Source organism: Bradyrhizobium sp. YR681, from assembly GCF_000282615.1.
GTDB lineage: Bacteria > Pseudomonadota > Alphaproteobacteria > Rhizobiales > Xanthobacteraceae > Bradyrhizobium.
The window spans coordinates 1-26,860 of the sequence record NZ_AKIY01000062.1 but is presented as its reverse complement, the minus strand read 5'-3'; the positions used below and the strand labels follow the sequence as shown (position 1 = coordinate 26,860).

The 26,860-nt window shown below is 66.0% G+C and carries 24 protein-coding genes; 14 read left to right on the top strand and 10 right to left on the bottom strand.

What is annotated here, in order from left to right; all coding sequences use genetic code 11:
* Window positions 1–2,019: bifunctional diguanylate cyclase/phosphodiesterase (locus PMI42_RS08270; RefSeq protein WP_008132487.1), on the bottom strand; the 2,019-nt coding region annotated here is incomplete at its 3' end.
* A 284-nt stretch (window positions 2,020–2,303) separates the two neighbouring features.
* Here PMI42_RS08270 and PMI42_RS08265 point away from each other — a divergent pair.
* A complete protein-coding gene (locus PMI42_RS08265; protein ID WP_035964881.1) occupies window positions 2,304–3,470 on the top strand; it encodes an ABC transporter substrate-binding protein in 1,167 nt (388 codons plus the stop codon).
* On the opposite strand, the gene PMI42_RS08260 is transcribed toward PMI42_RS08265, so the two are convergent.
* The 3 genes from PMI42_RS08260 to PMI42_RS08250 are packed head-to-tail and all read right to left on the bottom strand — an operon-like array spanning window position 3,467 to window position 7,349.
* Window positions 3,467–4,444 (bottom strand): hydroxyacid dehydrogenase, encoded by a 978-nt coding sequence (locus tag PMI42_RS08260; RefSeq protein WP_008132483.1) that lies wholly within the window; start codon window positions 4,442–4,444, stop codon window positions 3,467–3,469. The two genes, PMI42_RS08265 and PMI42_RS08260, sit on opposite strands and share 4 nt — an antisense overlap.
* Window positions 4,445–4,456: 12 nt before the next feature.
* Window positions 4,457–6,310: a TRAP transporter large permease gene (locus PMI42_RS08255; protein ID WP_035964888.1), complete on the bottom strand. Its 1,854-nt coding sequence runs from the start codon at window positions 6,308–6,310 to the stop codon at window positions 4,457–4,459.
* 7 nt (window positions 6,311–6,317) lie between these two features.
* Window positions 6,318–7,349, bottom strand: a complete 1,032-nt coding sequence (locus PMI42_RS08250) for a TRAP transporter substrate-binding protein (protein ID WP_008132481.1) — start codon at window positions 7,347–7,349, stop codon at window positions 6,318–6,320.
* Window positions 7,350–7,768: 419 nt separating this feature from the next.
* Between PMI42_RS08250 and PMI42_RS08245 the strand changes: the two genes are divergently transcribed.
* Window positions 7,769–9,250, top strand: coding sequence for a caspase family protein (locus tag PMI42_RS08245; RefSeq protein ID WP_035964887.1), 1,482 nt, complete (start codon window positions 7,769–7,771; stop codon window positions 9,248–9,250).
* 251 nt (window positions 9,251–9,501) lie between these two features.
* Complete coding sequence (locus PMI42_RS08240) at window positions 9,502–11,181, top strand: SulP family inorganic anion transporter (RefSeq protein ID WP_008132479.1); 1,680 nt, start codon at window positions 9,502–9,504, stop codon at window positions 11,179–11,181.
* Between the two features lie 174 nt (window positions 11,182–11,355).
* Here PMI42_RS08240 and PMI42_RS08235 read toward each other — a convergent pair whose 3' ends face one another.
* Both PMI42_RS08235 and PMI42_RS08230 read right to left on the bottom strand, forming a co-directional pair.
* A complete protein-coding gene (locus PMI42_RS08235; RefSeq protein ID WP_008132478.1) occupies window positions 11,356–11,715 on the bottom strand; it encodes a hypothetical protein in 360 nt (119 codons plus the stop codon).
* A 49-nt stretch (window positions 11,716–11,764) separates the two neighbouring features.
* Complete coding sequence (locus PMI42_RS08230) at window positions 11,765–13,189, bottom strand: FAD-binding oxidoreductase (protein WP_008132477.1); 1,425 nt, start codon at window positions 13,187–13,189, stop codon at window positions 11,765–11,767.
* An 87-nt stretch (window positions 13,190–13,276) separates the two neighbouring features.
* Here PMI42_RS08230 and PMI42_RS08225 point away from each other — a divergent pair, with 87 nt between their 5' ends.
* The gene (locus PMI42_RS08225; protein WP_008132476.1) at window positions 13,277–13,783 is read left to right on the top strand and encodes a thioesterase family protein; all 507 of its coding nucleotides are present in this window, start codon (window positions 13,277–13,279) and stop codon (window positions 13,781–13,783) included.
* 115 nt (window positions 13,784–13,898) lie between these two features.
* On the opposite strand, the gene PMI42_RS37845 is transcribed toward PMI42_RS08225, so the two are convergent.
* Complete coding sequence (locus PMI42_RS37845; RefSeq protein WP_008132475.1) at window positions 13,899–14,069, bottom strand: DUF1328 domain-containing protein; 171 nt, start codon at window positions 14,067–14,069, stop codon at window positions 13,899–13,901.
* Between the two features lie 239 nt (window positions 14,070–14,308).
* Here PMI42_RS37845 and PMI42_RS08215 point away from each other — a divergent pair, with 239 nt between their 5' ends.
* Window positions 14,309–16,942 carry an ATP-dependent helicase gene (locus PMI42_RS08215; protein ID WP_008132474.1) on the top strand — a complete coding sequence of 878 codons (2,634 nt, stop codon included), beginning with the start codon at window positions 14,309–14,311 and terminating at the stop codon, window positions 16,940–16,942.
* A 24-nt stretch (window positions 16,943–16,966) separates the two neighbouring features.
* Here the strand turns inward: PMI42_RS08215 and PMI42_RS37435 are convergent, their stop codons facing one another.
* Window positions 16,967–17,794 carry a hypothetical protein gene (locus PMI42_RS37435; protein ID WP_008132473.1) on the bottom strand — a complete coding sequence of 276 codons (828 nt, stop codon included), beginning with the start codon at window positions 17,792–17,794 and terminating at the stop codon, window positions 16,967–16,969.
* Between the two features lie 77 nt (window positions 17,795–17,871).
* Between PMI42_RS37435 and PMI42_RS08205 the strand changes: the two genes are divergently transcribed.
* The 8 genes from PMI42_RS08205 to PMI42_RS08170 all read left to right on the top strand — a co-directional run bounded on the left by PMI42_RS08205 (window position 17,872) and on the right by PMI42_RS08170 (window position 23,568).
* Window positions 17,872–18,159, top strand: a complete 288-nt coding sequence (locus PMI42_RS08205; protein WP_008132472.1) for a type II toxin-antitoxin system HicB family antitoxin — start codon at window positions 17,872–17,874, stop codon at window positions 18,157–18,159.
* Window positions 18,160–18,247: 88 nt separating this feature from the next.
* A complete protein-coding gene (locus PMI42_RS39655; protein ID WP_008132471.1) occupies window positions 18,248–18,661 on the top strand; it encodes a hypothetical protein in 414 nt (137 codons plus the stop codon).
* Window positions 18,661–19,329, top strand: coding sequence for an OmpA family protein (locus PMI42_RS39650; protein ID WP_008132470.1), 669 nt, complete (start codon window positions 18,661–18,663; stop codon window positions 19,327–19,329). Before PMI42_RS39655 ends, PMI42_RS39650 begins: the two co-directional genes overlap by 1 nt.
* Window positions 19,330–19,484: 155 nt before the next feature.
* A complete protein-coding gene (locus tag PMI42_RS08190; protein ID WP_063824575.1) occupies window positions 19,485–20,021 on the top strand; it encodes an Mpo1 family 2-hydroxy fatty acid dioxygenase in 537 nt (178 codons plus the stop codon).
* 29 nt (window positions 20,022–20,050) lie between these two features.
* A complete protein-coding gene (locus PMI42_RS08185) occupies window positions 20,051–21,082 on the top strand; it encodes an NAD-dependent epimerase/dehydratase family protein (protein ID WP_008132463.1) in 1,032 nt (343 codons plus the stop codon).
* A gap of 27 nt (window positions 21,083–21,109) precedes the next feature.
* Window positions 21,110–21,736: a methyltransferase family protein gene (locus tag PMI42_RS08180; RefSeq protein WP_008132462.1), complete on the top strand. Its 627-nt coding sequence runs from the start codon at window positions 21,110–21,112 to the stop codon at window positions 21,734–21,736.
* Between the two features lie 93 nt (window positions 21,737–21,829).
* Window positions 21,830–22,039, top strand: coding sequence for a hypothetical protein (locus tag PMI42_RS08175; protein WP_008132459.1), 210 nt, complete (start codon window positions 21,830–21,832; stop codon window positions 22,037–22,039).
* Window positions 22,040–22,263: 224 nt separating this feature from the next.
* Window positions 22,264–23,568: a PQQ-dependent sugar dehydrogenase gene (locus PMI42_RS08170; RefSeq protein ID WP_008132458.1), complete on the top strand. Its 1,305-nt coding sequence runs from the start codon at window positions 22,264–22,266 to the stop codon at window positions 23,566–23,568.
* A gap of 225 nt (window positions 23,569–23,793) precedes the next feature.
* On the opposite strand, the gene PMI42_RS08165 is transcribed toward PMI42_RS08170, so the two are convergent.
* A complete protein-coding gene (locus tag PMI42_RS08165; RefSeq protein ID WP_008132455.1) occupies window positions 23,794–24,618 on the bottom strand; it encodes an aspartate dehydrogenase in 825 nt (274 codons plus the stop codon).
* Window positions 24,619–24,656: 38 nt separating this feature from the next.
* Window positions 24,657–25,574: a LysR family transcriptional regulator gene (locus PMI42_RS08160; RefSeq protein WP_008132453.1), complete on the bottom strand. Its 918-nt coding sequence runs from the start codon at window positions 25,572–25,574 to the stop codon at window positions 24,657–24,659.
* Window positions 25,575–25,708: 134 nt separating this feature from the next.
* Here PMI42_RS08160 and PMI42_RS08155 point away from each other — a divergent pair.
* Window positions 25,709–26,860 (top strand): MFS transporter (locus tag PMI42_RS08155; protein WP_008132452.1); only part of this gene is annotated, 1,152 nt, incomplete at its 3' end.

Sequence of the window (26,860 nt, the reverse complement as noted above, 5' to 3'; positions counted from 1 at the left end):
CCCCAGCCGCTGCGGCGGCAGGCCGGAGGCCGCGAGCGCCGCGCAGATCGTCTCGAACAGCTCGGCTTCCTTGAACTGGATCGGCGACAGGTTCACGGCGACCGCGAGGTGGGAGGGCCAGCCGGCCGCGTCCGCGCAGGCGCGCCGCAGCACGAATTCGCCGAGCGGAACGATCAGCCCGGTCTCCTCCGCGAGCGGAATGAACTGGTCCGGCGGAATCAATCCACGCGTCGGATGCCGCCAGCGCACCAGCGCCTCGAAGCCGCGACGCTCGCCACTCGTGGCATCGACGAACGGCTGGTAGTGCACCTCGAGCTGGCAGCGCGCGATGGCATCGCGCAAATCCCCTTCCAGCGTGTTGCGCGCCTCGAGCTCGGCCGACATCGCCTCATCGTAGATGGTGAAGCAGTTGCGGCCGGCAGACTTCGACCGGTAGAGCGCAAGATCGGCTTTCTTGAGCAACTGCTCCTGGTCGCGGCCGTGATCCGGCGCGATCGCGATGCCGATGCTGGTGCCGATCTCGACGCGATGTCCGGGCAGCAGGAACGGTTCGGCCACGAGCTTGGCGATCCGGGCCGCCAGCTCGGTGGAGCAGATGCGCTGATCTTCGCAGGCCGCCTGGATGATGGCGAATTCATCACCGCCGAGCCGCGCCAGCACGTCGGTGGCGCGCAGCGCGGATTTCAGCCGCTGCGCCACCTGGCGCAGCAGCACGTCGCCGGCGCCGTGACCGAGGGAATCGTTGACGTTCTTGAAGCGGTCGAGATCCAGCATCAGGATCGAGAAGGTCGAGCCGCAATCGTCCGGCCGGCCGTTGAGCTCGTCGAGCCGGGCGAGGAAGAAGGCGCGGTTCGGCAGGCCGGTCAGGATGTCGGTCTGGGCAAGCTCCAGCACCCGCCGGTTCGCCAGCGACAGCCGCCGCGAATTGCGGCTTGCGAGCATCAGATAGGTCGACAGCGACAGCGTCAGCAGCATGCCGACGATGAGGACCGCGACCGCGCGATCATAGGACGTCTCCAGCGCACCGCCGGCGGTCGGCATCGCGCGCCCCTGCCAATCGGTGTCGCCGATCTTGAGATTGCCGGACCAGTGCAGGGCCCGCGCGACATCGCGCATCGACTGCGGCGAAGTGGCCGCGGACGAAAAATCCGGCCGGGTTTCTTCCAGGCTGACGATCTGCCCCGTGAAGGGCGGATAGACGTTCACGCTGACCGCGGGGCTTGCACCGGTGGTCACGCGAATGGACTGGATCAGCAGCGGCAGGTCGAACACGCCGACGACGAAGCCGGCGAGGTTACGGCGGCGGTCCGCGACCGTCTCGCGCGAAGTCCCCTTGGCATAGACGGGAATGGCGACGAGAACGTCGGGCAGCCGCCCGCCTTCCCTGGGTTCGTAGAGGTGGGTGCGGATGGCCGCGACCCGATCGTTGTCGCGCGCGCGCTCCAGCGCGGCACGACGTTCCGGGATGGTCGCGTAATCCATGCCGTAGACCTGCGATGTCTTCGGCTGGGTCGAGTAGAACACCGGGAAATATTCGTCGCTCTGCGGCGCGACCGCGAAGGCATCGCCCTGAAGCGACTTGATGCGATAGCCCGATACGCCGTCCGTGATCGCGGCGGTCTCGTATTCGGCGCGCTCCTTGCGGTTGACGCGCGGCAGCCAGGCGATGCGCAGCATGCCGGGATGGCGCTCGAACAGGCGGACGCTGAAGGCCTCGAATTCGCTGCGGGTGATTTCCTCGTTGGTCGATTCGAACAACGTGCGCAGCGCGACGAGCCGGGAGATGTACTCGCCCATGCCGTTCTGCATGACGATCGCTTCGGTTTCGGCCGCGTTCTCGAACTCGATCTTGTTGACGCGGTCTTCCCAGCGCGCGACGGCGGCCGCGCCCAGGACCGAGAACAGAAGACCGACGGCAATCGCGATCAGCGCAGGACGGTACAGCCCGAGCAGCGGCGCGACACGCCACCATCCGGTCTTACGTTTCCGATCCTGATCGTTCTGATCCTGACCGCCCATTTTGATACGCCAGTCCCCCTCGGCGGCGGCACGAACTTCTGGTTGAACCGCCTGAGCGACTATCGGACAAGGAACGGAGTTAAAAACTGCACAATTTCGGAACCCTTCTGTCCCGCATTGCGAGGCTTAGTTAACGATTGCCCTGCAAGTCGCGGCAGTCTGGAAATACATTGCCGGTTTTCCCCGGAGTCTTACGGACCAAAGCTGCGGCATCGGTTAGCGACCTGTTCAGCCCGCAGAACTATCGTCTGCGGGAACCCGTCCCTTATCCGGCCAGCCTCCAGATGACCCGCTCGCGCTCCGCGACATGCCTCGCCTTGACCATCGCGCTGCTCGCAGCAAGCCTGCTGCCGGCGCGCGGCGACGAGGCCGGTGTCGGCGACGATGCGATCCTGTTCGGCCAGGCGGCCGCGCTCGAAGGCCCCTCCTCCGCGCTGGGCCAGCGCATGCGGCAGGGCATCGTCGCCGCGTTCACCGAGATCAACGGCAAGGGCGGCGTCTACGGCCGCAAGCTCCAGCTCGTCAGCCGCGACGACGGCTACGATCCCGATCGTTCGGTGGCGCAGACGCTGCGGCTGATCGAGGACGACAAGGTGTTCGCGCTGATCGGCGCGGTGGGCACGCCGACGGCGATCGCGACCATCCCGATCACCAGCGCCAGGAACGTTCCCTTCATCGGCCCGTTCACCGGCGCCGAATTCCTGCGCGACCTCGAGCTTCCCAATGTCGTCAACATCCGCGCGAGCTACGGAGCGGAGGCCGAAGCCTGGGTCAAGCACCTCACCGAGGATCGCCGCTTCACCCGCATCGCGATCTTCTACCAGGACGATTCGTTCGGCCGCGACGGTCTTCTTGGCGTGAAGCGCGCGCTCGCCAAGCGCGGCCTCGAGCTTGCCGCCGAAGGCACTTTCGAGCGCAACACCCGCGCCGTCGCCTCGGCCTGGCGGATGATCAAGCGCGCCGAGCCCGAGGCCATCGTCATGGTCGGGACCTACAGTCCCTGCGCCGAGTTCATCAAGCTCGCACATCGCAGCGGCGCCAATCCGACCTTCGTCAACATCTCCTTCGTCGGCGCCAACGCGCTGGCCAAGGAGCTCGGCCCGGAGGGCGAAGGCGTCATCGTCTCGCAGGTCGTGCCGTTTCCCTGGGACCGTTCGCTCCAGCTGGTCGCCGACTACCAGACGGCACTGAAGGCCTACGATCCGGCGCTGACACCGGACTTCGTGTCGCTCGAGGGCTATCTCTCCGGTCGCCTCGCCGCCGCGGCGCTGGAAAAGGCCGGACCGCGACCGACGCGGGCGAGCCTGCTGCGCGCCATCAACGACGTCGGCCGCTTCGACATCAGCGGCAGCATCGTCAACGTCGGCATGCGCATGATCGACACGCCGCCAAAGGTGTTTTTGACGGTGATCCAGAAGGACGGGACGTTCAAGGCGGTGGACAGGCTTTAGGGCCGCCGCGCCCAGCGGTCGGCGTTGACGGCGCCCTGCGGGGCCTCGCCTTTCACGATCGCTTCGACCTGCCGCACGGTTTCCAGCGACTGGTATTCGATCGCCTGCGGCGTCAGTCCGCCGACATGCGGCGTGGCGATGACGTTGGGCAGCTTCGCAAGCTCCGGGCTCGGCATCTGGTCGGGCGCGCGGCCGACATCCATCGCGGCACCGGCGATGCAGCCTTCGAGCAGCGCTCGTGCCAACGCGGCCTCGTCGACGAGATTGCCGCGGGAGAGATTGATGAAAACGGCGTGCGTCTGCATGCGCGCCAGCGCCGCCTCGCCGATCAAATTCTCGGTCTGCGCGTTGGCGATGGCGAGACAGACGACGTAGTCGGACGCGGCGAGAAGCTCGTCGAGGCTGACCTGCCGGATCGCGCTGTCGGTGACATCGGCGAAGGGATCGGCGACCAGCACCTCCATGCGCATCACCTTGGCGATCTCGGCGAGATAGCGCCCGATACTGCCATAACCGATGATGCCGATCTTGCTCCCGGCAAGCTGCCGGCCCATCCGCGCCTCGACCTTGCGGCCGGCCTGGTAGTCGGCCGTGGTCCGCGACACGCCGCGGGAGAGGTCGACCATGAAGCCGAGCGCGAGCTCGGCGACCGCCTGCACGAAGCCGGGACCTGCGCGAGTGACCAGCACGCCGGCTTGTGAGGCCGCATCGACATCGACGTTGCGGATGTCGACGGCACAGCGGACGAAGGCGCGCAGGCGTGGCAATTGCGCAAAGATCTCGCCGCGGCCTTCGGTCATGCGATCGGCGACGATGATGTCGACATCTTTCGCAGCACGTACGAGGCTTGCCGCATCCAGAGTCTCGTCGCTCTCGTGCAGGATCACGTCGGCGGCCGCACGCAGACCGTTGAGGCTGCGATCGCCGTAGTAGTTGCGCCGCATCTCCGGCGTGTGCGCGAGCAGGACTTTCACGACAAGACTCCGTCAGTAGCCGAATGCCCGTGGCAGCGCGGTCGAAAGCCAGGGCACGAAGGCGATGACGAGCAGGCAGAGGAACAGCAAGCCAAGATAGCCCATGATCGGCTTCACCGTCTGCTCGATCGGCACGTTGCCGATCAGGCAGGCGCCGTAGAGCCCGAGCCCGAGCGGCGGCGCGAACAGGCCGATGCCCATGGCGATGACGAGCACGACGCCGAAATGCAGGGGATCGACGCCAAGCTGCACGGCCACCGGGAGCAGCAAGGGCCCGAAGATGATCAGCGCGGCCGCGCCTTCCAGCACCGAGCCCATCACGATCAGCACGCCGATCGCGAGCAGGATGAACAGCCAGGTGCCGCTGGTCTTGGACAATCCGAGCATGAAGTCGCCGACTGCATGCGGAACCTGCTGCAAGGTCAGCGTGAACGCCAGCGACTGCGCGGCGGCGACGATGAACAGCACGAGCCCCGCGCGCGTCGCCGCCTGGACGAAACTATGCGTGGCCGATTTGAAGCTGAGCTCGCGGAAGACGACGCTGCCGACGACCAGCGCATAGGCCACCGCAAATGCCGAGATTTCGGTCGCCGTGGCAAAGCCGCTCTTGAAGCCGAAGAAGATCATGAAGATCAGGCCGAACGCGGCGATGGCGCCGCTCCACAGGCCCGAGACGGGCGCCTGCGGCTCGACGTCTTCCACCTCCGCCGGCGGCTTGCCGAAGATGATGGAGACCGCGATCAGCACCAGCGCCATCAGCGCCGCCGGCAGCAGGCCCGCCATGAACAGTCCGCCGATCGACAGGTTCGCGACAAAGCCGAGGATGATCAGGTTGATGCAGGGCGGGATCGTCTCCGCCATCACCGCGGAGGCCGCAAGCAGCGCCACGGCCCCGCCCGGATTCTGCTTCGAGCGGCGTGCCGCCGGGATCAGCACGGAGCCGACCGCGGCGACGTCGGCCATCTTCGAGCCCGAGATGCCCGAGAACAGCACCATCGAGGCGACCATGACCACGTTGAGGCCGCCGCGCATGCGCCCGACCGCGCGCTGCAACAGCTCGATCAGCCGCACCGACATGCCGTTGGCTTCCATGAGGTAGCCGACGAGGATGAAGAAGGGGATCGCGAGCAGCACGAAATTGTCGATGCCGCGCGCCATCTGCTGGGCAAAGATCACGCCGGGCAGCGCGCCCTCGACCCAGATGAAGATCAAAGCGGCGAGCGCCAGCGCAAAGCCGATCGGCAAGCCACCGAACAGGGTTGCGAAGAAGCCGATCAGCATCAGCGCGCCCGCCGAGGGCACGGTGGACGGCGACAGATAATCCCAGGCGAGATAGAGGCCGGTCACGATGGCGATCGCGACGAGGCCCCTGACGATATCGGGCAGCGGCTTTGCGCAGAGCTGATCGATCGCGAACACCGTCATGAACAGCGCGCCGACGCCCATCGGATAGAACGTCAGCTCCAGCGGCAGGCCGGAGCCGGTGGTCTGGCCGGCGGTGAGCGAGCCCAGCTTGATGGCGTTCCAGGCGACATAGAACGATATCAGCACGACCAGCAGCGCGCTGGCGGCGTCGACCAGCGTGCGCAGCCGCACCGGCAACAGGTCGCGGAAGAACGACACGCCGACATTCTCGCCGCGCGCCAGCGCGCTCGCCGCCCCGAAAAAGGCCGATCCGACCATCAATCCGCGCGCGACGTCGTCGGACCATTCGACCGGCGCGTTGAAGCAGAAGCGCAGCAGCACGGAGGCGCAGACGACCACGAGATCGGCGGCCAGCAGGACGGCCGCGATCGCGTCGCTGAGACGAAGCAGCAGGGTGATGCTCCCGTGGCGCTCGCCCGAGACAGACACGGCGCCCGCCATTGCCATGTCAGGCCTGCGTCGCGCGGATGATGTCGATGACGGCCTTGGAGTCCGGTCGCGCCTTGATGAAATTCTCGTGCTGCGGCGCGACGCGCTTCCTGAACGCCTCGCGGTCGCATTCGGCCACCGTCACGCCCTTCTCGGTCAAGGCCGCCAGCGCTTCCTTCTCGACCGCAAGGCCATGGGCACGGGTGTCGACCGCGGCCTTCTTCGCGGCATCGAGGAAGCCTTCGCGCAGCTTCGGATCCATGCGGTTGTAGGTCATGTCGCTGAAATAGATCGCGAGCGGCGAGAAATTGTGCTGCGTCAGCGCATAGAACTTTGCGGTCTCGAAGAACTTGCTGGCCAGGATCGTCGGCGGATCGTGCTCCAGCCCATCCAGCACGCCGGCCTGCAACGCCGTGTAGATTTCGCCGAAGGCGAGCGGCGTCGCGGCGGCGCCCATCAGGCGCAGGCATTCCGTGATGACGGGATTTGGCAGCGTGCGGATCTTGAGGCCGGCGAGATCCTCCGGCGTCTTCACGGGCTTCTTGGCCAGCACGCTGCGCGAGCCGAAATTGTAGGCCCAGGCGATGATGCGAATGTTGCCGCCCTTGAGCAGCGCGTCCTCGATCGGCTTGGCGGCGCCGGACTCGAATGCCTTGGTCTGTTGCGGGAAGCTCGAGAACAGGAAGCCGAGATCGAAGGTGCCGACCAGCGGCACCAGATTGGCCGAGATCGAGGAGCCCGACACCATGAGGTCGATGACGCCGAGCTTTACCGAATTGATGACGTCGATTTCCTGGCCGAGCTGGTTGTCCGGGAAGAAGGCGACCTCGATTTGCTCGCCGAGCCCGTTGCCCTTCAGGTTCTTGACCAGGTTGTCGTAATAGACGCGGCCGTTGGCGTATTTGGGATCGTTGGGCAGCGAGGAGGAGCATTTCAGCTTCAGCGTCGCGGCTTCGGCGCGGCCGATGATGGCGGGAGAGAGCACGAGGCCGGCGGTGACCGTCGCCGATGACTTGATGAACGCGCGACGGTTCACGGGCACGATGGTCATGGTGCGGTCTCTCCCTGATATTCTTGTTCGCAGCCGCGATCGTTGCCGCGGCCTTTGCCTGGACTGTATGGCCAAAGCGACGGGACAGGCAAGGGTCACAGCCTGCCGTGGCAGACCGGGTGCTCTCGATTCCCGACACTACGGCGCGCACCGATGTGGCTGCCTTTTTCCGGGATTATCGATGAGGATCACTCCGCGGGCGCGCGTGCCAGGAGCACACTTTCGCGCGGCAGCGGAGATCGATCCAATTGATGCATGGATCAATGCGCAATTCACATGGATGGCCCCCGAACGATGCTCCGGCAGATGCCCTGCCCCATTTGCCGCAGCTCGATGCGTGATCCAGCGCACAGACGGAATCATGGCGGAGACGTAGAATGGGTGACATCTTCGCGCGCATCGCCGATGGAGTTGACCTCATGCGCCGTCCGGTCCTTCGCAGTTTGTTCCTCGCCTCCAGCCTTCTCGCACTGACGCAATTGATGACGCCGACGGAGGCCGCGGCCGAAGCGCGGCTCGCGCTCGTGATCGGCCAATCCGCCTATCGCACGGTGCCGGAGCTGCCCAACGCCGCCAACGACGCCAAGGGCATGACCGAGCTGCTCGGCAATGCCGGCTTCACCGTCACCTCGGCGGCGAATCTCGGACAGAACGAGATGCGCACGGCGATCTCCGATTTCGCCGGCAAGGTCAGCGCCAGCGGCGCCGACACCGTCGCGCTGGTGTTCTATGCCGGCCACGGCCTTCAGATCGACGGCGAGAATTATCTGGTGCCTGTCGATCTCGATCCCAAGCGCGAGGCGGATATCCCGCTCCAGGGCGTGCGGCTGAACGATCTGCTCAACACGCTCGGCGCGCTGCCGACGCGCGCGCGCATCTTCATGCTGGACGCCTGCCGCAACAATCCATTCCCCGCACTCAGCGGCGCCGGCCACGGGCTTGCGATCGTCGACACCAAGGCCGGCGCGCCCGGCTCCTTCATCTCCTATTCGACCTCGCCCGGCGCCGAAGCCGAGGACGGTTCCGGCATCGACAGCCCCTACACCACCGCGGCCCTCTCGGTCGCGCGGCAGCCGAACCTGCCGATCGAGGAAGTGTTCAAGCGCATCCGCGTCGCCGTGGCGCAATCGACCGACGGCCGGCAGATCCCGTGGGAAAGCTCGTCGCTGACCACCGACTTCAAGTTCTTCGGCAGCGAAAGCAGCAGCGGCGCGCCGCCCATTGCCGGCGCGTCCGCCATGGCGCTCGCCGGCGGCACGCGCAGCGTCGCCGACTGGCGCAAGGATTTGCAGGGCAAGGAGCCGAGGGTCGCCTATGAGCTCGTGATCGCCGACGACACCGCGGAGGCATATCAGGCCTATATCGAGCTCTATGCGGCAGACGCCCGCACCCCGCGCCTGCGCACGGTGCTGGAACGCCGGCGCCAGATGCTGGCCTGGGAGCGCGCGGTTGCGATCAACACCCGCGCCTCGTTCGAGGCCTATCTGACGAACTGGGACCGCAGCGATCTCGCCGCGACCGCGCGCAGGCTGCTGCTCCGCGTGCAGAACCGCAACTACGTCCTGCCGGCGACGATCGCAGCCGCGCCCGCCCCGGTCGCCGTTGCGATGGCGCCGACCTGCCCGTGCTCGACGCCCGCGCCGCCGGCCTCGCCGGTCAACCCTGCGGTTGCGCCCGTGATCAAGAAGCGCGTCGACGACCCGCCGCCGAAGCGCAAGGTCGTCGAGACGCCGCCGAAGCCGCGCCGGCCGCCGCCTGACGAAGTCGTCGTCTACGAGCGCGCACCGCCGCCACCACCCGCGGCCGTGGGAATCGGCATCGGGATTGGAATCGGCATGGGCCGCGGCGGTTACGGCGGAGGCGGCTACGGACGCGGCGACAACTATCGCAGCCGGTATTGAGGCATCCGCACCTCTCGTGCCCCGGACGCAGCGCAGCGCTCTTGCGGTGCGCTGCAGAGCCGGGGCCCATACGGCGACGTACTGTGCGGCACGATCGATCCCGGCTCTGGGTCCCGGCTCTGCGGAGCGGCATTTCGTGCCGCTCCGCGTCAGGGGCACGGGTGTTGCGAATATTCTCATTCGCCTCCCTCCAATCCGGAAATGCTGTAGTCTGATCGACCGACATCTGCCTTTCCGGGGATTCCACATCGATGCCGCACGACGCTCACGCCAAGGGCTCAAGGGAGCACGCCTGGCCGCTATTCCGCTCGCTCGGGTGCTACGCGCTGCCCGGCGACCTCATGGCGGGGCTGACGCTGGCGGCGATTGCGATCCCCGAGCAGATGGCCACCGCGCGACTCGGCGGCTTCGCGCCGCAGATCGGCTTCTTCGCCTTCATGGCGGGATCGTTCGGCTTCGCGCTGCTCGGCGGCAACCGCTTTCTGTCCTGTGGCGCCGATTCCACGATCACGCCGATCTTCGCCGGCGGGCTTGCGGCGCTGGCGGCGGCGGGCACGCCGGAATACCAGGGCCTTGCGATCGCGCTCGCGCTGATGGTCGGCGCGATGATGCTGGCCGGCGGCGCCTTCCGCCTGGGCGGCATCGCCAACCTCTTGTCGGTGCCGGTGATGGTCGGCTTCCTCGCCGGCATCTCCGTCCACATCATCGTGTCGCAATTGCCTGGTGTGCTCGGGCTTCCATCGCCGGGCGGGCCGACGCTCGACCGCATCGGCGTGCTCGCGAGCGAGCTCGGCCGCGCCAATCCCTTCACGCTGTGTATCGGGTTTGGCGTGCTGGCGGTGGTCTTCATTTTCGAAAAGGTCAGCGCGAAGATTCCAGGCGCACTGATCGGGCTCGTCGCCGCGACCCTGGCCACGATCATGCTCTCGCTCGAGAGCAAGGGCGTCAACGTCGTCGGCGCCGTGCCGGGCACGCTGCCGCGGCCGACCTTGCCCGACCTCGCACCAGAGCAATGGGTACGCCTCGTCCCGCTTGCCTTCGTGATCACGGTCGTGGTGATGGTGCAGACCGCGGCGACGACGCGGTCGTTCCCGTCCGATCCCGACAAGCCCGCCGACGTCGACCGCGACTTCCTCGGCGCCGGCGCCGGATGCGTGCTGTCAGGCCTGTTTGGCGCGTTTCCGGTCAATGCCAGCCCGCCGCGGACGGGCATCGTTGCCGAGACCGGCGGACAATCGCAACTCGCGGGCCTTGCAGCGGCGGCCATCGTGCTGGCGCTGCTCGCCTTCGGCACCGGACTGTTGCAGCACGTTCCCGACGCAGCCCTCGGCGGCATCCTGCTGTTCGTGGCGCTGCGCATCATCCGCGTGAAGCAGATCGTGACGATCTACCGCCAGTCACCAAGCGAATTCCTGCTGATCGTCGCCACCGCGGCGCTGATCATCATGCTGCCGATCCAGCAGGGCGCGTTCCTCGGCATCGTGCTGTCACTGCTGCACGGCATCTGGAGCACCACGCGCGCGAGACTCGTCGAGTTCGAGCGCGTGCCGGGCACCACGATCTGGTGGCCGGCGCATCCGCACATCGAAGGCGAGCGCATCGCCGGCGTCGCCGTGATCGGGCTCCAGGCGCCGCTGTCTTTCCTCAACGCGCCCGGCTTTCGCAACGACGTGACCAAGGTGCTCGGCGCGGCGACGCCGCAGCTTCTGGTGCTGGAGGCGAGCGGCATGGTCGAGATCGACTTCACCGCCGCACAGATTTTGCTCGACGTCTTCAAGGCGTGCAGCGAACAGGGCGTCACGGTGGCGCTGGCGCGACTGGAATCGGTGCGCGCGCAGGCCGCGTTCGAGCGATTCAGATTGTTCGATGCGCTGCCGCGGGAGCACGTCTTCCACAGCGTCGACGAGGCCGTGCGGAAACTGGCGAAATAGAGTCAGCGGGTTTTGGGGTCGAACCGATCGAGCCGCGGTCTCGGTGCCCCGCTTGCGGGAGAGGTCGGCGCGTAGCGCCGGGTGAGGGTCTCTCCTCTGGGGGATAGTCCCGTTGCGGAGATACCCTCTCCCCAGCCCTCCCCCGCAGGCGGGGGAGGGAGCGCACCACCATCACTACACCAGTGTCGGATGATCCCGCTGCACCGTCTCGCGGATCCAGCTGGCATGGATCGCGCGAAACAGGATCTGCGCGGTCTTGAGGTCGTTCGCCGTCATGCAGAGATCGACGATGCGGCGCACCGCATCGTCGCGCATCAGTCCATCCGAGATCTTCATCGCGATCTCCATCGCGACCTTGGCTGCGCGCTCGTAGCGCTCGCACTCGCGCTTGTCGTTGCGCGAAGAGCCCGCCGCGCTCGCGGCTGCAGCGTCACAGATCGCGCGGATTCGCTCGGCGGCTTCGATGTCGCCGAGCGGTCCTTCGATCGCTTCATCCCAGATGTCGTGTTGCGTCTTGCGCGCGAACCAGCGCATTGCCCGCTCCGTTTGATGGAGCGAGCATAAACGGCGGTGGCCTCGCGCGCTACGCTTCCGGCACGATCTTGCCGGGGTTGAAGATGTTTTGCGGATCGAGCGCCTTCTTCAGCGCCCGCATCGCGTCGAGCGCTTCGGGGCCGAGTTCCGCCTGCAGATATTTCTGCTTGCCCTGACCGATGCCGTGCTCGCCGGTGCAGGTGCCGTCCATCGCCTGCGCGCGTTCGACGAGGCGATGCATGAACTCCTCGCCGCGTGCCATCTCGTCGGCATCGTTGGTGTCGCAGACCAGCGAGCAGTGGAAATTACCGTCGCCGACATGGCCGACGATCGGCGACAACAGGTTGAGCCGCTTGAGATCTTCCTCGGTCTCGCCGACGCATTCGGCCAGCCGCGAGATCGGCACACAGACGTCGGTTGCGACCACGCCGATGCTGTCGCCGGGCCGCAGCGCCTTCACGGACCAATAGGCATCGTGCCGCGCCTGCCAGAGTTTTGTGCGGTCTTCCGGCTTGGTGGTCCAGGAGAAATCGCCACCACCGCAATCCCTGGCGATCTCGCCGAACGCCTTGGACTGCTCGGCGACCTCGATCTCGCTGCCGTGGAATTCCATCAAGAGCAGCGGCGTCTCCGGCAGCGTCAGCTTCGAATAGGCGTTGCAGGCCTTCACCTGCGCTGCATTGAGCAGCTCGATGCGCGCCACGGGAATGCCGGTCTGGATCGCCAGGATCACGGCCTGACACGCCCCGTGCACGGTCTCGAACGACACCGCACCGGCCGCGATCGTCTCGGGGATGCCGCGCAGGCGGATGGTCAATTCCGAGATGATGCCGAGCGTGCCTTCGGCACCGACGAACAGATGCGTCAGGTCGTAGCCGGCCGAGGATTTCTTCGCACGCGTGCCCGTGGTGATGATCTCGCCGTCGCCGCGCACGACCTTGAGCGCCAGCACGCTGTCGCGCATCGTGCCGTAGCGCACCGCGTTGGTGCCGGAGGCGCGGGTCGAGGCCATGCCGCCGAGCGACGCATCGGCGCCGGGATCGATCGGGAAGAACAGGCCCTGGTCGCGCAGATGCTCGTTGAGTGCCTTGCGGGTGACGCCGGGCTGGATCACGCAGTCGAGATCCTCGGCATGCACCGCGAGCACCTTGTTCATGTCGCGCAAATCGATCGAGATGCCGCCGGCGGGCGCGTTGACCTGGCCCTCCAGCGAGGTGCCGGTGCCGAAGGCGATGACGGGCACGCCATTTTTGGCACAGATTCGCACCACGTCCTGGATGTCGGCGGTCTCCTGCGCCATCACCACGCCATCAGGCGGCTGGTTGGGAATCCACGTGGTGGTATGGCCGTGCTGCTCGCGGACGGACTGAGAGGTGATCAGGCGGTTGCCGAAACGTGCGGCAAGCTGCTCCAGCGCGCTCGCAAGGGCTTTCGGCTCCGGCCGCGGCGGATTATTGGTGATGGTCGTACCCACGGAAATTCCTCCGACGAGAAGAGACCGTGGCAAAGGACATCTAACCGGTCAAGTCAAGCGACCGGACGCATAACCAGGGAATGAAACATGCCGGAGACCGTTGCCGCAGCGACCCAAGCCGAGCCGTTCCGCTCCTCGATCATGCAGATCGAGCCGCAATGGATCGACTATAACGGCCATCTCAACATGGCCTATTATAACGTGATGTTCGACCGTGCGATCGACGAGTTCTGGCTCGAACTCGGCATCGGTCCGGTCTACAAGAAAGAGCGTCACGGCTCGACCTTCACCGCCGAATGCCATGTGCGCTATTTGCGCGAGATCCATCTTGGCGATCCCGTGCAGATCCTGGTGTGGCTGCTGGAAGCCGACGACAAGCGGCTGCACACGTTCGAAGAGATGCGGCACGGCACCGAGGGCTGGCTGTCGGCGACGTCCGAGAACATGTCCCTGCACATGGACATGACGGCCCGGCGCGTTGCGGCGTTTCCGTCCGACATCCAGCAGCGCATCGCGGGCATTGCCAAGGCCCACAATGCCTTGGCACGGCCCGAGGGCATCGGCCGTAACGTTTCGATGCCCTCGAAGCGGTAACGCTAACCTCATCCTGAGGAGCCCGCGAAGCGGGCGTCTCGAAGGATGCAAGGCCACAGCCGGGCCTTCATGGTTCGAGACGCGCGTTCCGCGCTCCTCACCATGAGGAGTACAGCTAGACCCTGCGGCCGCGGGCCAATCCGACCACCGCCGAGACCAGGAACAGCACGATCGCGACGAAGAAGATGATCTTGGCGATTTCGATCGACGCGCCGGCGATGCCGCCAAAGCCCAGAATACCGGCGATCAGTGCGATAACCAGAAACGTCACAACCCAGCTCAGCATGGTCAAACCCTCGTTTTGATATCCGTCTGCGATCGGCGCGGCTGCCGCGCCTCACTTGCCCAGACAATCTCGACGTGGGAACGAAGGTTCCGCCCTCTCCGGCGTGGAAATTCAGTGGGATTGCTGGAACAAATTGCCCCGCCACGCACGTGGAAAACCCCTCTCCGGCGCCCCATATAGGTACCAATCCCTGTTAAGAAGGCTCCCTTCCACCACCCCGCGGTGCCATCGTGGGGCCAATGATTCGCATGACCGAGCCGAGCAAGATCACCAGCGTTCCCGACCACCAGCCCGCAGCCGGCGGCATCGCCGCGCGTGCGCGTGCCTCCGTGGGCCCGAAATACCTGTCCGGGCTCAATCCCGAGCAGCGTGACGCCGTGGAGACGCTGGACGGCCCGGTGCTGGTGCTGGCCGGCGCCGGCACCGGCAAGACCCGCGTACTAACCACGCGCATCGCCCATATCCTCAGCCAGGGCCGCGCCCGCCCCGCCGAGATCCTGTCGGTGACCTTCACCAACAAGGCCGCGCGCGAGATGAAGCACCGGCTCGGCCAGATGCTCGGTCACGCGGTCGAGGGCATGCCGTGGCTCGGCACCTTCCACTCCATCGGCGGCCGCATCCTGCGTTTCCATGCCGAACTGGCGCAGCTCAAGTCGAACTTCACCGTGCTCGACACCGATGATCAGGTCCGGCTGCTCAAGCAGTTGCTCCAGGCCGAGAACATCGACGACAAGCGCTGGCCGGCGCGCATGCTGGCCGGGCTGATCGACGGCTGGAAGAACCGCGGCCTGACGCCGTCGCAGGTGCCCTCGGGCGAAGCTGCCGTGTTCGCCAACGGCAAGGGCGGCAAGCTCTATGCGAGCTACCAGGAGCGGCTGAAGATCCTGAACGCCGCCGATTTCGGCGATCTGCTGCTCGAAGACATCCGCATCTTCCGCGAGCACCCCGATATCCTGCGGCAGTACCAGCAGCGCTTCAAATACATCCTGGTGGACGAGTACCAGGACACGAACGTCGCGCAATATCTGTGGCTGCGGCTGTTGTCGCAGGCGCCCTCTTCTCCCTCCTTCGCCTCTCCCCGCGTGCGGGGAGAGGCCGACGCGCTCGGCAGCGCAATTGCGCGCCAGAGCGCGGCGGGTGAGGGGGACTCTCCGCAAGCTGAGCTCGTGGAAGCAGCCCCTCACCCCGACGCTCTCAGCGCGAGCGAAGCTCGTCGCGACCCCGTGAAGGATGGGGAGAGGGAGAAGAACCACATCAAGAACATCTGCTGCGTCGGCGACGACGACCAGTCGATCTATGGCTGGCGCGGCGCCGAGGTCGACAACATCCTGCGCTTCGAGCACGACTTCCCGGGCGCCAAGGTGATCCGCCTCGAGCGCAACTACCGCTCGACCGGCCACATCCTTGCCGCCGCCTCGCATCTGATCGCGCACAACGAAGGCCGGCTCGGCAAGACGCTGCGCACCGAGGACCAGGACGGCGAGAAGGTCACGGTCACGGGCTCGTGGGATTCGGAAGAGGAAGCCCGCGGCATCGGCGAGGAGATCGAGCAGATCCAGCGCAAGGGCGAGAAGCTCAACGAGGTCGCGATTCTGGTGCGCGCGTCCTACCAGATGCGCGAGTTCGAAGACCGCTTCGTCACGCTCGGCCTGCCCTATCGCGTCATCGGCGGCCCGCGCTTCTACGAGCGCGCCGAAATCCGCGACGCGCTGGCTTATCTGCGCGTCATCAACTCGCCGGCCGACGACCTCGCCTTCGAGCGCATCGTCAACGTGCCCAAGCGCGGCCTCGGCGATGCCACCGTGCAGATGCTGCACGACCACGCCCGCAAGCGCCGCATTCCGCTGTTCGAGGCCGCGCGCGCGGTGGTCGAGACCGATGAGCTGAAGCCGAAGGCGCGCGGATCCTTGCGCGACGTCGTCGCCCAGTTCGACCGCTGGCGCGCCGCGCGCGAGGTCACCGCGCACACCGACCTTGCCCAGATCGTGCTCGATGAGAGCGGCTACACCGAGATGTGGCAGAAGGACCGCTCGGCGGATGCCGCCGGCCGGCTGGAGAATTTGAAGGAACTCGTGCGCTCGATGGAAGAGTTCGAGAACCTGCAGGGATTCCTGGAGCACATTTCCCTCGTGATGGACCGCGACAACGGCGCCGAGGAAGACGCGGTGTCGCTGATGACGCTGCATTCGGCCAAGGGGCTCGAATTCGACAACGTGTTCCTGCCGGGCTGGGAGGAAGGCCTGTTCCCGAGCCAGCGCACACTGGACGAACAGGGCCGCGCGGGCCTCGAGGAAGAGCGCCGGCTCGGCCATGTCGGCATCACCCGCGCCCGCCGCCGGGCCATGATCTATTTTGCGACCAACCGGCGCATCCATGGCACCTGGACGACCACGATCCCCTCGCGCTTCCTCGACGAATTGCCCGCGGCCAATGTCGAGATCACGGAATCCAAGGGCGGCTCGGCCTGGGGCGGCACCGGCGGCTACGGCGCCTCGCGCTTCGACGACATGGAGGCGTTCGGCTCGACCTATTCGACGCCGGGCTGGCAGCGCGCGCAAGCCAACCGCAACCGCGGCCGTGGCGGCGGCGACAGGAGCGGCGGCTTCGAGGAAGAGGCCGCGACGTTCTCGTCCTCCTCGCCCGGGCCGGACTTCGGCAGCTTCTCCTCGCGCAAGCGCGGACCGCTGACGATCGAGGGCGAGCTGGTCGCCAAATCCACCGGCACGACGTCGGAATTCTCGCTCTCCGACCGCGTCTTCCACCAGAAATTCGGCTACGGCCGCGTCACCAGGATCGACGGCAACAAGCTCACCATCGCCTTCGACAAGGCCGGCGAGAAGAAGGTCGTGGACAGTTTCGTGCAGCGGGCGTGAGCAGGCCTTCACGAGGCCTGTCACTCAGCTGTTCAAGATGTTCGCTCCCTGGTCGTAAATCTGTTGATCGACGTGCCCGGCACCAGGCGCAATTTCCAGGCTCCAGCCCAGCGTCACTCCCAGGCTCCCGGCCAACGCCGTACAGTGTTTGAAATGCCAGAGACCACGCGCAAGGCGGTGAGGTCCCTGGGCCATCGCCTCATCCCACCGAGGCAGGTCAGGAGCGTTCGGGTCGTTGTCCGCGTCGCCCAGCAGGATGACCAGGCGGCGCGCCAAGTACCTCCGCAGATGACTTTCGTCGAGGCCAATTCCTCCCATGCCATCTGGATAGTCCTTGGCGAGATCAGGCAGCATGTAGCATCCGCAGTTGGCGGCAACGGCGAGATCGACGGAAGCGGCCTCGTTGAGCGCGAGATAGCGCAGGACGAATTGGGCGCCCGCGGAGTTGCCGAACAGGCCGAACGTTTCCCGGCTGGATCCGATCGCATGTCGAACGTGATGAAACAGCCGGTCGACGACCCCGAAATTCCAATGATCGCGCGGCAAAACGCCGTTGTCCGGCGGCGGCCGTCGCACGCCGCCGAAATTGTACGCGTGGACGCCCGGGAATTGATCCGGACCGAACTCCGGTACCAGCACGATCTGCCCATTGCGTTCGGCTTGAGGGGCGAGAAGGTCGCGAAATTCGGCGGCAGCACGATCGACGCCATGCATCGCCACGATGATGCGCGTGTGTCGAGTACTCGATCGGGGGCAAAACGAGAAGACCCGCATCGTACGTGGCGAAGGGACGGCATCCTCATCGTGAAACCAGAATGAGCCGGCGCCCTCGGCCAAAGTCAATTTTTCCAATTGCAGACCTCCACTGGTGAGGTATCCATAATTCAGGCAAACCCAGCGACACAACCTTCGAAGCCTCCGGTCCTGCCATGCCCCGCTACATCGCCATCATCGAGGACGCCGGCCCGGACGACGCCGTCAGCTTATGGTTTCCCGACCTGCCCGGCTGCATTTCCGGCGGCGACGACGTCGACGAAGCCCTCGAAAGCGCGCCTGACGCTCTCGAATTCTACGCCCAGGAGCTGGCCGAGGATGGCCGGCAGCTTCCCCCGCCGCGGACGCTGGACCAGCTCAAGGCCGATCCGGAGTTTGCCGACGACCTCGGGAAACACACGGTCGCCCTGATCGAATGGCCGCCCCTCCCCGACGGCGAATGAGGACTGTTCGCCGCACTCGCCGGACTCTCGACAGTTCTGGTCCGAACGCCCCTTGACCATCGCGAACTTCCCCGTATCAGATGCGCACATGGTCCGGGGCATCACACTGATCTTGCTGGCATTGGGGATGCCGTCGCTTGCGGCGGCGGAGACCATGAGCTTTGGCGATTCGATCGGGCTCCTGGCCAAGAGCTGCGGCGCGGAAATCGTCGCCAATTGCCGCGGCGTCAATCCGGATTCGACCCGCCTGAAGGAATGCCTATCGCGCAACCGCGACGTGCTCTCCCAGCAATGCGCGAGCGACTATCTCGGCGCCTTCGACGCCATCCAGAAGCGGGTTGCCGCGCGCGTCACGGTCGCGAACGCCTGCCAGCGCGAGATCGTCAAGGTCTGCGGCGGCTCGACCAAGGAGACCAGCAAGTCGATCCCCTGCCTGGTCTCGACGCCCAAGGGCATCAGCAACAACTGCCTGAAGGCCGTCGACGACGCGGGGTATCGGTGATGCGCGCGACCGGAATTGCCATCACGCTTGGCCTCACACTTGGCCTTGCCCTGCTCGCAGGGACCGCAGGCGCGCAGACGACGCCGCCGACCCGCGACGACATCGTCGGCAAGCTCAACCATTTCGAGCAGGCCGCCGAAATCGACCTTCCCGCGCTGAAGACGCAGGTGATGGAGCGCGCCAAGGCCAGGATCAAGAACGATCCCGGTCCGGTGAACCGGCCGCTGATCGCGCCTGACCTCGCCAGCCTGCCGGCCTTCACCACGCTGATCCAGTTCGATGCCGACACGCCGATCATCCAGCCGGCGTCCTACCAGACCGTCGGCCGCATCGCGGACGCGCTGGTTCATTCCTCGCTGCTGCCCTACACGTTCCTGATCGTCGGCCATGTCGAGTCCAACGCGAAGACGCGCGAGGCCAATGCGATCCTGAGCCAGCGCCGCGCCGATGCGATCCGGGACGTGCTGGTGAACACGTTCAAGATCTCGACCAAGCGGCTGCATCCGATCGGCCTCGGCGAGGAGCAATTTCTCGACCGGGCCAGGCCGACCTCCGCCGCCAACGGCCAGCTGCAGATCCTGACCTATGCCAAGGTGCCGGAAGAGGCGCCCGCGCATCCGGCTGCGGCACCTGCGCCTGCGGCGAAAAAGCCCGCCAAGAAGCGCTGACGATCCGCCCCTCCACGCCGGACGGAACCCTTTGAAGTCTTGATCGTTTTGTGACCTGTCTCACAGCGCGACAGCGTGGTTTCGCGCGACACTCGCGCCGGTTTGTGCACTGCTCTATCCGGTGCTATAGGCTCTGTTCGTCCTTCCCCGCTCCCATGCTGCACGAGACTGAAATGGCTGGCTATTTTCAACGCCAACTGGCCGATTACGTCGAATATCATCGCGATCCCTGGAACTGCGTGATGCACGTCGTCGGTATTCTCCTGCTCTTCACCGGCGCCGTGCTGCCGCTGACCCTCGTGCATTTCCCCGTCTTCGGGATCGAGGTGAGTCTGGCGGTGGTCCTGGCCGTGCCGGTGCTGGTCTACTGGCTGATGCTGGACGCCGGGGTCGGCCTCGGCATCCTCGCAGCGATGATCGTGCTGCTTTCGGTCGCAACCGCAATCGGAAATCATGTTTCGATCGTCATGATGTGGTCGATTTTTGCGGTGCTGATCGGATCTGGCGTCGCAGCGCAGATCATTGGCCACAGGGTTTTCGAGGAACGGCAGCCGTCGATGGTGGACCATCCCGCGCATTTCCTGCTTGGACCGATGTTTGTCATGGCGAAATTATTCATTGCATTGGGCTTCCGTCGCGACCTTGCCGCGATTCTGGCGCCTGTTCCGGCCAACTCCCTTTCAACCCGATAGCTCCAGAAGCGAAACAGCAAACCTTCTTCATGGCTCTCGTACTGGTTACCGGTGGCAGCGGTTTCATCGGACATCACCTCGTAGAAGCGCTCCGCGCCCGCGGGCAGCGGGTGCGCGTTCTCGATGTTCGTCCGCCCGCCGCCCCCAACGCCGACGTCGAATATGTTCATGGCTCGGTGCTGGATGGTGCCGCGGTCGATACCGCGCTGGCCGGCGTCGATCAGGTCTATCACCTCGCCGGCCTGCCCGGCATGTGGGTCGCCAACAAGCAGGACTTTCACGACGTCAATTGCCGCGGCACCGAGGTCGTGCTGTCAGCTGCCATGAAGCGCGGCGTGTCGCGCTTCCTGCACTGCTCGACGGAATCGATCCTGTTCCCCTATTCGGACCTGGGCGGTGCTGCCGCCGAGGAGGCGCTTCAGCCGGCCGATGCGATGCCCGGCGCCTACACCCGCTCGAAGTCGCTCGCCGAGCATTTTGCGGCGAAGGCCGCGGCCAGCGGCTTTCCGCTGGTCATCGGCACGCCGACCATGCCGATCGGCGCCGCCGACCACAATCTGACGCCGCCGACCGCGATGCTCTGGTACTTCCTCCAGAAGAAGGTGCAGCCGCATCTCAACTTCCTGGTCAATCTCGTCGACGTCCGCGACGTCGCGATGGGTCTCGTGCTCACCATGGAGCGCGGCCGTCTCGGCCAGCGCTACATCCTCGGCGGCGACTGCGTTCCGCTCGGCAACATCCTGCGGATGATGTCGGCGATGAGCGGCCGCCGGCAGTTTCCGGTCGTGGTGCCCGGCAGGATCGCCGAGCTCTCCGCGATCATGCTCGAATACATCTCCGATCACATCACGCAGCGGCCGCCGAACGGCACCGCCGAGGGCGTGCGCATCGCGCTGGCCGCGAGCGATCTCTCGATCGGCAAGGCCCGCACCGAGCTCGGCTATTCGCCGCGGCCGATCGAGCCCGTGCTGCGTGAAACCATCACCCATCTGCTCGCCCGCAACGGCCAGCGGCCCTCCGGCGCCATCGAGCATCGCGCGCTGTCCTCGCGCGCGAGCTAGGCCGCCGCCCAAACACAAAGAACCTTCATGTCCTTCGATTTCAGCAAGCTTCTCTCCGTCGCCTGGGGCGGCTGGACGACGACCTGGCCGACTGAACTGCTCGCCCTGATCTGGGTCGCCTTTCTCGCCAGCTGGGTGGGCGCCTCGTTCTGGCAGGGGCAGACCAAGAAGCAGGTCATGACACTGGAGTCGCAGCGCTATCGCCTGCCGATCCTGGTCGGCGGCATCCTGTACACGCCCTGGATTGCGGAGATTCTGGGCTGGAAGCCGCTCTGGGTGCTCGGCAACACCGGCATCACCATTGCCGCCATCCTCTCGGTCGCCGGCATCGCCTTCGCCTGGTGGGGCCGGCTGCATCTCGGAAAGTTCTGGTCCAACACCATCACCCACAAGGAAGATCACCGCGTCATCGACACCGGCCCCTATGGCATCGTGCGCCACCCGATCTACACCGGGCTGATCTTCGGCATGCTGGTGACCGGTGTTGCGATCGGCCTGGTGACGACCATCCTCGGCGCCATCCTGATCTCGCTCGGCATGTGGCAGAAGGGCCGGATGGAAGAGGTGTTCCTGTCGAAGGAGCTCGGCGAAGACGCCTACGGCGCCTATTGCCGCCGCGTGCCGATGATCATTCCGTTCCTGTCACCGCGGTGACGGCACGGGCGCACGATCCGACACACCAAGGAACCGCCCCCGCACCAGCCCGTTAACCGCTCGACACCTGCAACGACCGCAGAGCATCGAGCCATGTCGGACGCCTACGATTATTTCCGCGCCCATGCGATCACCGCCGTCCGCAAGGCGCGGGCGCTGCCGCCCGGGCGAGGCAAGCAGAAGCAACGCACGGTGGCGCGGGTCTATCATCTGCTGTCCAAAGAAGCAGCGCTGACGCCGAACGTCCATCACCTCGACGACTTTCGCGCCGCGCGGCGGCTGGAGCGGCACATCAGCCGCTGATCCCTGTCCATGCAAATTTGGTCACCTGCCATTCCCTGGGAATAGGCGGCCGTCGAGTTCCGCGACGTTGACCTTTTTGCCGCCAGCACGTTGGATGCGCGCGCAACGAGGCACGACGACATTCCATCGTTGATCTGGAGAGATCGACGATCAGACCCGACCCGCGCAGGGTCTTGGGCGATCGGGTGTTGGAGAGTGCCTTCAGGGTTCAGCAGGGGCTTCTCATGACTTTTTCCAGTATCTTCGCGCAGTTCGTCGCGCTTGTCGGCGGCATCGCGCTGCAATGGCGAAAGCTGTCGGGCACCACGCCTGCACCGGCCTGGGGCCAGGCGCCGGCTATTCCCGAGGCGAAGCCGCAAGGCGCTCTGCCGACCTTGAAGATGCCGACCGCGCGCGGCTGGAGCGAGGGCCAAAAGCCGACCGTCGCGCCCGGGCTCAAAGTCAATGCGTTCGCGACCGGTCTCGACCATCCGCGCTGGATCGAGGTGCTGCCCAATGGCGATGTGCTGATCGCGGAAGCGACGCAGATCGCAGGCGCCCCGCGCAGCGTATTTCACTATGCGATGCAGGCGACGATGCGGCGCGCCGCGGCGCTCGGCGTCTCCGCCAACCGCATCACGCTGCTGCGCGACAAGGACGGCGACGGCGTCGCCGAAATGCGCGGCGCCTTCATGGAGAATCTCAGCCAGCCGTTCGGCATGGCGCTGGTCGGCGACACGTTCTACGTCGGCAACACCGACGGCGTGATGGCCTTTCCTTACGTCGCCAATGCCGACCGCATCACCGCGCCGGGCAAGCGGCTGACCCATTTCAAGCCGGCGGGACACTGGACGCGCAGCCTGCTCGCAAGCTCCGACGGCAAGAAGCTCTATGCCGGCGTCGGCTCGCTCAGCAACATCGCCGAGATGGGCATGGAGGTCGAGGAAGGCCGCGCGGCGGTCTACGAGCTCGACCTCGTCGCCGGCACGCATCGCATCTTCGGGGCCGGCCTGCGCAATCCCGTCGGACTTGCGTGGGAGCCGAACACGAACGTTCTGTGGACCGTCGTCAACGAGCGCGACGGGCTCGGCGACGAGACGCCGCCGGATTATCTTACCTCGGTGCGCGACGGCGGCTTCTATGGCTGGCCCTATTGCTACTGGGGCAAGACGGTGGACGACCGCGTGCCGCAGGATCCGGCGATGGTCGCCAGGGCGATTCAACCGGACTACGCGCTCGGCGGCCATACCGCTTCGCTCGGCCTGTGCTGGATGCCCGCCGGCACCCTGCCCGGCTTCCCCGACGGCATGGTGATCGGCCAGCATGGCTCGTGGAATCGCAGCAAGCTGTCCGGCTACAAGCTGGTGTTCATCCCGTTCGAGAACGGAAAACCCTCCGGCCCCGGTCGCGACATCCTGTCGGGCTTCCTGTCCCCGGACGAGAAGGAATCCTACGGCCGCCCGGTCGGCGTCGCGATCGGCCCCGACAAGAAGTCGCTGCTGATGGCCGACGACGTCGGCAACGTGATCTGGCGCGTGACGGGAGCGTAACGAAGTAGGCGACACCAGCGATCGCATATGCATTCCGTCATCCTGAGGTGCGAGACACGTGGCGCAACGCGCCACGTGGGGAGCCTCGAAGGATGAACGGCCACGATGCAGCCGGGCCGTCGCCCTTCGAGGGTTGCTCCGCGGCGCGATGCACCGCGAAGCAAGCACCTCAGGATGACGGTGATAGAGCGCACCGGCGTCCGGGATAACGAAGTCTCAAGCCAACTACGTCCCCACACAGAGCGTCGCGCGCTGCTTGCGAAGCAGCGCGATCACGGAGAGCGCGGTGATGATCCCGGTCTTGGGATTTTCGGACGGGATGTTCTCGATCGACATCGAGAAGCGCGCCGAATCCGCCTCGACCTCGATGCGGTGAACGTTGCGCGTGACAGTCGGGTCGGCCCAGATCTGTACGGAGGTGCGATCAGGCCCGACACCCGCGAGCGACAGCGCGACGGCAACGTTGAGGTTGGCCGGAAAACCCTTTGCCGCCTCGCGTGCGCTGCCCTCGAACAGTTTGAGCGGCTCGCGCAGATTGTCGATGTCGATGTTGTTCTGAACGATGAAGGGCGCCCCCTTCAGCCCATCGACCGGCTTGCGCGTCACCATTTTCACGGAATGGATGGTGCCGATGGCGGCGGCATTGACGGCATCGAGCCCGATCAGGGCGCCGGTCGGCACGATGATGCGGCCGCCATGGGCGCGCGCGAGATCGACGAGATCGAAATTGTCGAGCAGGCCGCCGACGCTGACGACGACCGCGGCCCTGCCGCGCTTCACCGCGGGCTCGACGATCGCGCGCAGCTGGCTGCTCGGCGCGCATTCGACCACGATATCGGCGGCATCGCCGAGCTGGTCGAGCGACAGGATCTTTGGAGGACGACGCAGGCCGTTGATGAAGGCCTGATGCTTGGCGGGGTCGCGCACGGCCACGGCCGACAACGTCAACCCCTCGATACCCTGATCGAGCGCGGTCGCGATCTTGGTGCCGATCGAACCCAGCCCTGCGATGGCAACCTTCAACTCGCCCGACGCTTTCTGTTCCGTCATCACATCCCACCGTTTGTGCAAACCAATGTCATAGCCGCTCACGCCTCCCGCGCATAGCTGCGCAGGCGCGCCTCAAGCACCGCCAGCATGGCATCGCGGGCCGGATCGCGCGAGCCGCGCAGCCAGGCCGCGGCCAGCGGCAGCCGGCCGACCGGACCGATTTGTTTCGGCCGGAGCGGCACGAAGCGCACGCCGGTCACCGCCATTCGCGTGGTCCAGCGCGGCACGATCGCGACGCCAAGCTTCGTTGCCACCAGATGGATGATGGTCTGCTTCTCGTCGGCGACCTGCACGATGCGCGGCGTGAGGCCCGCCTGCTCGAACAGCTTGATCGTGAGGTCGTGGCTGTGCGGCCGCGAGCGGCGGTCCGGCACCAGCATCGCCTCGTCGGCGATCTGCGCCAGCGTCACCGACTTGCGCCCGGCGAGCGCATGCCGCTGTGGGAACGCCACGATCGCAGTCTCCTGGAGCAGGTCGCGGAATTCGAGCCGCTTGTCCGTGCTGCCGGGCGGGCGCACGAAGGCAAGATCGAGCGCGCCGGTCAGGATTTTTGGCAGCAGCCGGACCGTCTTGTCTTCGAAAAGCTGGACCGCGATGTCGGGATGCCCGTCGCGGAAATCGCGCAGCAGCGGCGGCAGCAGCCCGGCCGCAGCACTATCGATGGCGCCGACCCGCAGCCGTCGCGCGGTGCCGGCGCGCGAGCGGTTGCGCAGATTATTCTCGACCGCCTCGACCTTGGCGAGGATCGCACGGGCGTCGCGCAGCAGCGTCGTGCCGTCTTCCGTGAGCGACACGGCGCGCGTGGTTCGCGCGAACAGCCGCGTGCCCAGATCCTCCTCCAGCAGCCTGATCTGGCGACCGAGGGCGGAGGGCAGCATCTTGAGCTGCTGCGCCGCATGGCCGAAATGCAGCTGCTCGGCCGCCGCCACGAAGCATCTGAGCTGATGCAATTCCATCCCAGGTCCTCTCGTCTCCTCCGGCAAGGATTATATCATTTTTTTGTATAAACCAGCGCCAATTGAGTATGCCTCCTCCTCCCGCCTAGGCTCGCCGCCGCACAACGAGAAACCGGGTTTTCAGGGAGGCGAGGATGACTAGCGAGATTCAGACGCGCGTGCTGCGCAAGATCACCTGGCGCATCGTTCCCTTCATCATGCTGCTCTACTTCGTGGCCTTCATCGACCGCGTCAATATCGGCTTTGCCTCGCTGACGATGAACAAGGACATCGGCCTGTCGCCCGTGGTCTACGGTTTTGGCGCCGGCATCTTCTTCTGGGGCTATTTCCTGTTCGAGGTGCCCTCCAACATCATCCTGCACAAGATCGGCGCGCGGATCTGGATCGCGCGGGTGATGATCACCTGGGGCATCGTCTCGGCGGCGATGGCTTTCGTGCAGGGCGCGACCAGCTTCTACATCCTGCGCTTCCTGCTCGGCGTCGCCGAGGCCGGCTTCTTCCCCGGCATCATCCTCTATCTCTCCTACTGGTTTCCGGCGCGCCAGCGCGCTGCGGTGACCGCGCTGTTCATGGCGGCAGCCCCACTCTCGACCGTGCTGGGCTCGCCGATCTCGGGCGCGCTGCTGGAGATGGACGGACTACTCGGCTTCAAGGGCTGGCAATGGCTGTTCATGCTGGAGGCGCTGCCGGCGGTGCTGCTCGGCTTCGTCGTGCTGGGCTTCCTGACCGATCGTCCCGAGAAGGCGAAATGGCTTGCCGAGGACGAGCGCCGCTGGCTGGTCGAGACCATGAACGTGGAGACCACCAGCAAGGCCGCGACCGCGAGCCACAGCATCTGGCGCGGGCTTGCGGACCCGCGGGTGCTGGCACTGTCGCTGATCTATTTCGGCACCTCGGCCGGCCTCTACACGCTCGGCGTCTGGGCGCCGCAGATCATCAAGCAGTTCGGCCTGTCCTCGCTCCAGGTCGGTTTCCTCAACGCATTGCCGGCAACCGCCGCCGTCGTCGCCATGATCCTGTGGGCGCGGCATTCGGACCGCACCGGCGAGCGCACCTGGCACGTCGTGTGGGCCTGCCTGATCGCGGCCGCGGGCCTTGCCTATGCCGGCCTTGCAGCAGGCGTCGTCGCCGTGCTGGTCGCGCTCGCTCTCGTCAACATCGGCATTTCCTCGGCAAAACCGCCGCTGTGGAGCATGCCGACGCTGTTCCTGTCCGGCCCCGCGGCCGCGGCCGGGATCGCCACCATCAACTCGATCGGCAATCTCGGCGGGTTCGTCGGGCCCGCC